At 69.8% G+C, this 7,318-nt stretch carries 5 protein-coding genes and 1 pseudogene; 4 read left to right on the top strand and 2 right to left on the bottom strand.

Going from position 1 to position 7,318, the window contains the following annotated elements:
- A pseudogene (locus C5B96_RS17400) lies at positions 1-1,065 on the top strand (hypothetical protein); the annotation flags it as partial.
- Positions 1,066-1,070: 5 nt separating this feature from the next.
- Here C5B96_RS17400 and C5B96_RS11330 read toward each other — a convergent pair.
- Positions 1,071-1,499, bottom strand: coding sequence for an Lrp/AsnC family transcriptional regulator (locus tag C5B96_RS11330; protein WP_104245470.1), 429 nt, complete (start codon positions 1,497-1,499; stop codon positions 1,071-1,073).
- Between the two features lie 224 nt (positions 1,500-1,723).
- On the opposite strand from C5B96_RS11330, the gene ddaH reads away from it, so the two are divergent.
- The 3 genes from ddaH (at position 1,724) to C5B96_RS11315 (ending at position 5,652) form a co-directional block, all read left to right on the top strand.
- Positions 1,724-2,551, top strand: coding sequence for a dimethylargininase (ddaH, locus tag C5B96_RS11325; RefSeq protein WP_369826474.1), 828 nt, complete (start codon positions 1,724-1,726; stop codon positions 2,549-2,551).
- Between the two features lie 65 nt (positions 2,552-2,616).
- A complete protein-coding gene (gene rocD, locus C5B96_RS11320; RefSeq protein WP_233189161.1) occupies positions 2,617-3,864 on the top strand; it encodes an ornithine--oxo-acid transaminase in 1,248 nt (415 codons plus the stop codon).
- A gap of 309 nt (positions 3,865-4,173) precedes the next feature.
- Positions 4,174-5,652, top strand: a complete 1,479-nt coding sequence (locus tag C5B96_RS11315) for a peptide MFS transporter (RefSeq protein WP_104245467.1) — start codon at positions 4,174-4,176, stop codon at positions 5,650-5,652.
- A 340-nt stretch (positions 5,653-5,992) separates the two neighbouring features.
- Here C5B96_RS11315 and C5B96_RS11310 read toward each other — a convergent pair whose 3' ends face one another.
- Positions 5,993-7,276, bottom strand: coding sequence for an alpha-hydroxy acid oxidase (locus C5B96_RS11310; protein ID WP_104245466.1), 1,284 nt, complete (start codon positions 7,274-7,276; stop codon positions 5,993-5,995).
- Between the last annotated feature and the right edge of the window lie 42 nt (positions 7,277-7,318).

The following is a 7,318-nucleotide window of genomic DNA, read 5'->3' as shown; positions in this document are numbered from 1 at the left end:
CCCGGCACCCCCGGCGATGGCACCGCCGCCGCACCCGCCGCCAACGCCACCCCCACCCCAGCGCGCGGCACCGTGATCCTCGTCGGCGCGGTCGGCAAGTCCGCCGCTTTCGCCCGGCAACTCGCCGACGCGACCGCGACGCTCCACGTTCAGGCTCCGCGCATCCTGCACGCGGCCACCCTCGACGAGGCGATCGATCTGCAGAACCACCCCAGCGCACCGTTCGGCCGCGGCGAAGCGCTGCACTCCCTCGATCCGACGGAGGTCGAGCACTGGCTGGCGCGGGTCGAGGGCGCAGACCTCTTCGTCAACGCCGCCATCACCCCCGCCGTGGTGGGTCGGCGCCCGACGGGTGGCGGCAGGCGATCATCCAGTGGCCCCAGCATGAAGGCCGACGGGCCGAACGCCCTGCTGAGCCTCGGTCGCTGGCACGCCGAGCCCAGCCCCGCCAGCCCCGACCTCGGGCTGGGCACCCTCGACCCGAAGGTGCGCGAGCTCATCGACGCGGCCACCGCAGGGCTCGACTGGCAGCAGTTCGATTTCGCGCGCCGGGGCGCCCTCAGCGACCACGAGGCGTTCACGGCCCAGTTCGCGGCGCGGGATGTCGCGGGCCTCGGCGTCGAGCGGAACGTGCTGCGCCACCGCCCCGAACCCGTCGTGATCAGGCTCTCTGAGGGTGAACCCCTCGAATTGCTGGTACGCATTCTCGCCGCGGGTACCCGCGCCCGCGCGTCGCTCGGGGTCAGCACGGCGCTCAAGCTGCCGCGGCCGCTCCGCGCCCTGCTCAAGGAGCGCCGCGTGCGCGTCTTCGTCGAGAACGATGAGGCGTGGCTCGAACGGGCCGCGAAGGTGGGCGACGGGCCGTCGCGCATCCGGATGATCGGGGGTTCGCCGAGCGCCCTCAGCGAGGCTTTGGGAGGGTCCCTCGACGTCGCGGTCTGGGCGGGCGACGTGACGACGGCTGGCCGAGTGGAGCTTCTGCCATTCCTGTCGGAGCAGACCGTCACCGTCACGAATCACCGTTTCAGCGGCCCGAGCCCGCTCGGCGAGGTGCGAATCGGCTGACCGGCCTACCGTTTGATGAGGTTCGACAGCACGATCGCACTTCGCGTGTGATCGACATTGGGCGCGATCCGCACCCGCTCGAGCGCTAGTTCGAGGCTCGGGATGTCGCGGGAGCGCATGTGCACGATGGCGTCGGCGCTGCCGGTCACCGTGCCGGCGTCGACCACCTCCGGCACACCCGAGAGGATGCGCTTGAGTTCGGCCGGCGCGACCGTGCCCCGGCAGAAGAGTTCGACGTACGCTTCGGTGATCTTGCCGTCGAGCGAGGTGTCGAGCAGCACGGTGAAACCCCGGATGATGCCGTCGGCGATGAGGCGGTCGATACGCCGTTTCACCGCCGAGGCAGAGAGCCCGATCACCTGCCCGATGTCCCCGTAACCGGTGCGCGCGTTGAGCTTGAGGAGGTCGATGATTCGAAAATCGAGGTTGTCCATTTCACCGAGCATACGACGTTATCTTGCATGGCGCCTCGCTCTACGCACTTTTCCAGCGCCGGATGATCGACTGTTGACATTACGAGCGTGCCAGACTAGACACCTGGCGTGCTCCCCGGAGCCTCAGGACGACGTCCGCCATCCGTCGAATCAGAAGGATGCCCGTGTCTACCCAGCTGCCCGTCTCCCCGCCTCGCGACGAGGTCTTCCCCTCAGAACCTCGCATCCGCCAGGCCAGGCCGCACACCTACCTGATGTGTCGCCCCGACTTCTTCACCGTCACCTACAAGATCAACCCGTGGATGGATCCGGCGATCCCCACCGACACGAACCTCGCCCTGGCCCAGTGGCAGACCCTCTACGACACCTTCGTCGCGCTCGGCCACACCGTCGAACTCATCGACCAGATCGACGGCCTGCCCGACATGGTCTATTCGGCCAACGGCGGTTTCGTGATCGACAATCTCGCCTACGGCGCGAGCTTCACCCACCCTGAGCGCCAGGCCGAGGGTCCCGCGTACATGCGCTGGTTCGAGAGCGCCGGTTTCCGCGTCGCCGAGCCGCAGAACATCAACGAGGGCGAGGGCGACTTCATGCTCGTCGGTGACACCATCCTCGCCGGCACCGGCTTTCGCAGCGCTTCGAACTCACATGAGGAGGTCGCGCGCCTCTACGACCGCGAAGTCGTCACGCTCAACCTGGTGAACCCGAACTTCTATCACCTCGACACCGCGATCGCCGTTCTGAACGAGTCCGCCGATGAGGCTCCGGATGCCGCGACCATCGCCTATCTGCCGAGCGCCTTCGACGCCCCGAGCCGCGCGGAACTCGAGCGGCGCTACCCCGACGCGATCCTCGTCAGCGAGACCGACGCGGCCGTTCTCGGGCTGAACTCCATCTCCGACGGCTACAACGTCGTGATCGCGTCCCGCGCGACCGGCTTCGAGGCGCAGCTGAGGGAGCGCGGCTACAACCCGATCGGCGTCGACCTGTCGGAGCTGCTGCTGGGCGGCGGCGGCGTGAAGTGCTGCACGCTGGAGCTCCGCCGATGACGAACACCATCGGCACGGCATCCGGAGCCGTCTCGCCTGTCGTCTCACCTGTCGACGCCTCGCCCATCGACACTGCACCGTCTCTCACCGACGGTGCACCGTCCCTCACCGCCGCCGCGATCGAACGGGAGGAGGCGCACGCCGCGCACAACTACCACCCGCTGCCGATCGTCGTGGAATCGGGGGAGGGCGCCTGGGTCACCTCGGTCGATGGCCGCCGCTACCTCGACTGCCTCGCCGCCTACTCGGCCGTGAACTTCGGGCACTCGAACCCCGACCTGCTCGACGCGGCGCGCGCGCAGCTCGGCCGCATCACGCTCACGTCGCGGGCGTTCCACAACGACCAGCTCGGCCCGTTCGTCGAGTCGCTCGCCGCGCTCGCCGGCAAAGACATGGTGCTGCCGATGAACACGGGCGCCGAGGCCGTCGAGTCGGGAATCAAGGTCGCGCGCGCCTGGGGCTACCGGGTGAAAGGCGTCGCCGACGGAATGGCGAACATCATCGTTGCCGACGGCAACTTCCACGGCCGAACGATCTCGATCGTCAGCTTCTCCGACGACCCGTCGGCCCGCGACGGCTTCGGGCCCTTCACGCCCGGCTTCCGGTCGGTTCCGTACGGCGATGCTGCAGCGCTCGAAGCGGCGATCGACGAGAACACGGTCGCCGTGCTGCTCGAGCCGATCCAGGGCGAGGCCGGAATCATCGTGCCGCCGGAGTCGTACCTGCCTGCCGTTCGAGAGGTCTGCACGGCGAAGAACGTGCTCATGATCGCCGACGAGATCCAGTCGGGCCTCGGTCGCACCGGAAGCACCTTCGCCTGCGACCGCGTCGGCGTGGTGCCCGACCTCTACCTGCTCGGCAAGGCGCTCGGCGGGGGCATCGTTCCCGTCTCGGCCGTCGTCGGCAACGCCGACATCCTGGGCGTACTCCGCCCAGGCGAGCACGGTTCGACGTTCGGCGGCAACCCGCTCGCCGCTGCGGTCGGCAGTGCGGTCGTCGCCCTCCTCGAAACCGGCGACTTCCAGCGGCTCGCGGATGCCCGGGGCGCCCTCCTCGCAGCGCGCCTCACGGCGCTCATCGGCCACGGGGTCGTCGCCGTCCGCACGGCGGGCCTCTGGGCGGGAATCGACATCGACCCGGCCCTCGCCTCGGGCCGTGAGGTCTGCGAGCGGCTCATGGAGCGCGGCGTTCTCGCGAAGGACACCCACGGCTCCACCATCCGCCTCGCCCCGCCCCTGGTCGTCTCGGCCGCCGACCTCGACTGGGCCGTCGACCAGCTGGCCGCGGTGCTGCGGGACGTGTCCGCCGCCTGACCCGGCGCCCCGCCCCGCCGCGCGTGCCCGCGCCGCAGCGCGCCGTCTGGCAGGCGCCCGACGGGCAGGCGCCCGCCGTGCCCGCCCGCGGGGCGCCGCCCGGCCGCCCGGCCGTCGCCGTCGAGCCCGCCACGTGTGCACGCAACCGAGGATGAGGCCGCCGTTGAGTGCCGTGGCACACCCGACGCGCGGCTGGTCCTCGGTTGCGCAGGTGTTGCGTCCGGGTGGGTGCTGCCGGGCATCCGGAGCCACCGGGTCGAACGCTGCACGGAGGCTGCGGCCCGCCGCCGACTCTGCCAAGATACGAACGTGACCAGCGCAGGAACCACCTCAGACGTCGCCGACAAAGAGCCGGAGGCGAAGACGTTCTTCGGCCAGCCCCGGCAGCTGGCACACCTGTTCGGCGTCGAGATGTGGGAGCGGTTCTCGTTCTACGGCATGCAGGGCATCCTGCTGCTGTACCTGTTCTACTCGGCCGACCAGGGCGGGCTCGGCCTGCCGAAGGACACGGCCGCCGGCATCGTCGGAGCGTACGGCGGGGCGGTCTACCTCTCGACGATCCTCGGCGCCTGGGTCGCCGACCGCATCCTCGGCTCGGAGCGTGTGCTCTTCTTCAGCGCCGTGCTCATCATGATCGGGCACATCGCGCTCGCGTTGCTGCCGGGCGGGCTCGGCGTCGCCGTCGGGCTGGTCACGATCGCGATCGGCAGCGGCGGGCTGAAAGCGAATGCCACGTCGATCGTCGGCACGCTCTATTCGGCGGATGACCCGCGGCGCGACGGCGGGTTCTCGCTGTTCTACCTCGGCATCAACCTCGGCGCCTTCGTCGGCCCGCTGCTGACCGGGCTCGCGCAGACCACGCTCGGCTTCCACTACGGGTTCGGGCTGGCGGCGATCGGGATGGCGGCAGGCCTCATCCAGTACAGCATCGGGCGCCGGCACCTTCCGAAGGAGGCGAGCGTGGTGCCGAACCGACTGCCGTCCGACCGCCGCACGCGCTTCATCGTCATCGCGGTGGCGGCTGTGGTCGTGATCGCGCTGGCGGTGGCCACCGGCATCCTGAACCTGACGAATCTGGCACTCGTGGTGATCGGGCTGACGGTCGTGGCGACGATCGCCTACTTCTCGATCATTCTGGGAAGCAGACGCATCACGAAGACCGAGCGCAGCCGGGTGTTCGCGTTCATTCCGTTGTTCATCGCGAGCGTGGCGTTCTGGTCGCTGTACCAGCAGCAGTTCACGGTCGTCACGATCTACGCCGACGGCCAGCTGAACCGCGACCTGTTCGGCTGGCAGATGCCGGTGTCGTGGGTGCAGTCGATCAACCCGATCTTCGTCATCATTCTGTCGGGCGTCTTCGCGGCGATCTGGACGAAGCTCGGCTCGCGGCAGCCGCTGACCCCGCTGAAATTCGCCGGCGGAACCGTTGTCATGGGTGTCGCGTTTCTGCTTTTCCTGCCGTTTGCCAACGGCGCGGCGGGGACGACGCCGCTGCTGGCGCTCGTGGGCATCCTTTTCGTCTTCACGGTCGCCGAGTTGCTGATCTCGCCGGTCGGTTTGTCGATCTCCACGAAACTGGCGCCCGAGATCTTTCGAACGCAGATGGTTGCGCTGTTCTTCCTGTCGGTTGCGCTCGGCACGGCGATCTCGGGGCAGCTCGCGGCGCTGTACGACCCGGCGAACCAGGTGCCCTACTTCGGTGTGCTCGGCGCGATCGCGATCGTGGTGGGGCTGCTGCTCGCGGCGTCGACGCCGGTCGTGCGGCGGCTGATGGCCGGGGTGCGCTGACGCGGAGCTCGTGTGCCGTTCCGGCCCCGCAGCTGGTGCGTATCCGAGGATGAGGGCGGCGCCGCGAGCGTCCGGCTGTGCATCTGGTGCGTATCCGAGGATGAGGGCGGCGATGGGTGCGCTGGCAGGCCTATCGCGTTCGTGGTCCTCGGTTACGCGGGGGTAGGTGGGCGGGAGCGTGCCGGTGAGCATCCGGAGCCCGGAGCGGCGGCGGCGCGCTCTGAGCCCGGCGGCTGCAGTGCGAGGCAGCGGCGGCGAGGCCGGGCCGCCGCTGGGCATCCGGGGGCCCGGAGCGGCGGTGCGCTCCGGGCCCCAGCGGCTGCAGCGGGCGGCGGCGGCGCTACAGCGCGCTGAGCTCGCGGTCGGCAGGAGCGGCGGCCGCCGCCTCGGCCCGCGCCCGCGGAACGAGGCGCTCGAGCTGCGTCACGTGGTGCGGCTCCAGCTCCTCGAGCGCATTCACGCCGAGCAGGCGCATCGTGCGCGCGATCTCGCCGCTCAGGATCTGGATCATGCGGTCCACGCCTTCGCGCCCACCCGCCATCAGCCCGTAGAGGTACGCGCGCCCCACCAGCGTGAAGCGGGCGCCGAGCGCGACCGCCGCGACGATGTCCGCGCCCGACATGATGCCCGTGTCGAGGTGCACCTCGGTATCGCCACCGACCTCCCGCACGACCTCGGGTAGCAGGTGGAACGGGATCGGCGCACGGTCGAGCTGGCGCCCGCCGTGGTTCGACAGCACGATGCCGTCGACGCCGAGGTCGGTGAGCCGGCGCGCGTCTTCGAGGTTCTGAACGCCCTTGACGACGACCTTGCCGGGCCACTGCGCCTTGATCCAGGCCAGGTCGTCGAACGTCACCGTCGGGTCGAACATCGAGTCGAGCAGCTCGCCGACGGTCCCCGACCAGCGGTCGAGCGACGCGAACGCGAGCGGCTCGGTCGTAAGGAAGTTGATCCACCACTCCGGCCGCGGCAGCGCGTTCACGACGGTTCCGAGGGTCAGCTGCGGGGGGATCGAGAAGCCGTTCCGCTTGTCGCGCAGGCGCGCCCCGGCGACCGGAACGTCGACGGTCACGAGCAGCGTGTCGAATCCGGCCGCTGCGGCCCTGTCGACCAGTGCCATCGAACGGTCGCGATCCTTCCACATGTACAGCTGGAACCAGTTGCGACCGTTCGGGTTGGCCGCCTTCACGTCTTCGATCGCGGTCGTGCCCATCGTCGAGAGGGAGAACGGGATGCCCGCCGCAGCGGCCGCGCCGGCGCCGGCGATCTCTCCTTCCGTCTGCATCATGCGCGTGAATCCGGTCGGCGCGATGCCGAACGGCAGCGACACCGGGGCGCCCAGCACGTCCCACCCGGTGCTCACATCTGAGACGTCGCGGAGGATCGCGGGGTTGAACTGGATGTCCTCGAACGCCTGACGCGCCCGCGCCAGGCTGATCTCACCCTCCGCCGCGCCCTCGGTGTAGTCGAAGGCCGCCTTGGGTGTTCGACGCTTGGCGATCGTGCGCAGATCGGCGATGGTCAGCGCGCCTTCGAGGCGACGACGCTTGCCGTTCAGGTCGGGCACCTTGAACTGCATCAGGGGTGCGAGGTCGCGCACCTTCGGAATCCGGCGTTCAACCATGGTCTGGTCCTTTCGAGGGGGAGGAGGGGGAGGAAGCGGGGG

Origin of the sequence: Subtercola sp. Z020, from assembly GCF_002931235.1 — a bacterium.
GTDB lineage: Bacteria > Actinomycetota > Actinomycetes > Actinomycetales > Microbacteriaceae > Subtercola.
Note: the sequence above shows the minus strand (reverse complement) of the source record. Positions and strands in the feature narration are given on the sequence as shown.

Bases quoted from the DNA above. Each gene is read 5' to 3' on its own strand.
- C5B96_RS11310 (WP_104245466.1), bottom strand. From the start codon at position 7,276: ATGGTTGAACGCCGGATTCCGAAGGTGCGCGACCTCGCACCCCTGATG.
- C5B96_RS11330 (WP_104245470.1), bottom strand. From the start codon at position 1,499: ATGGACAACCTCGATTTTCGAATCATCGACCTCCTCAAGCTCAACGCG.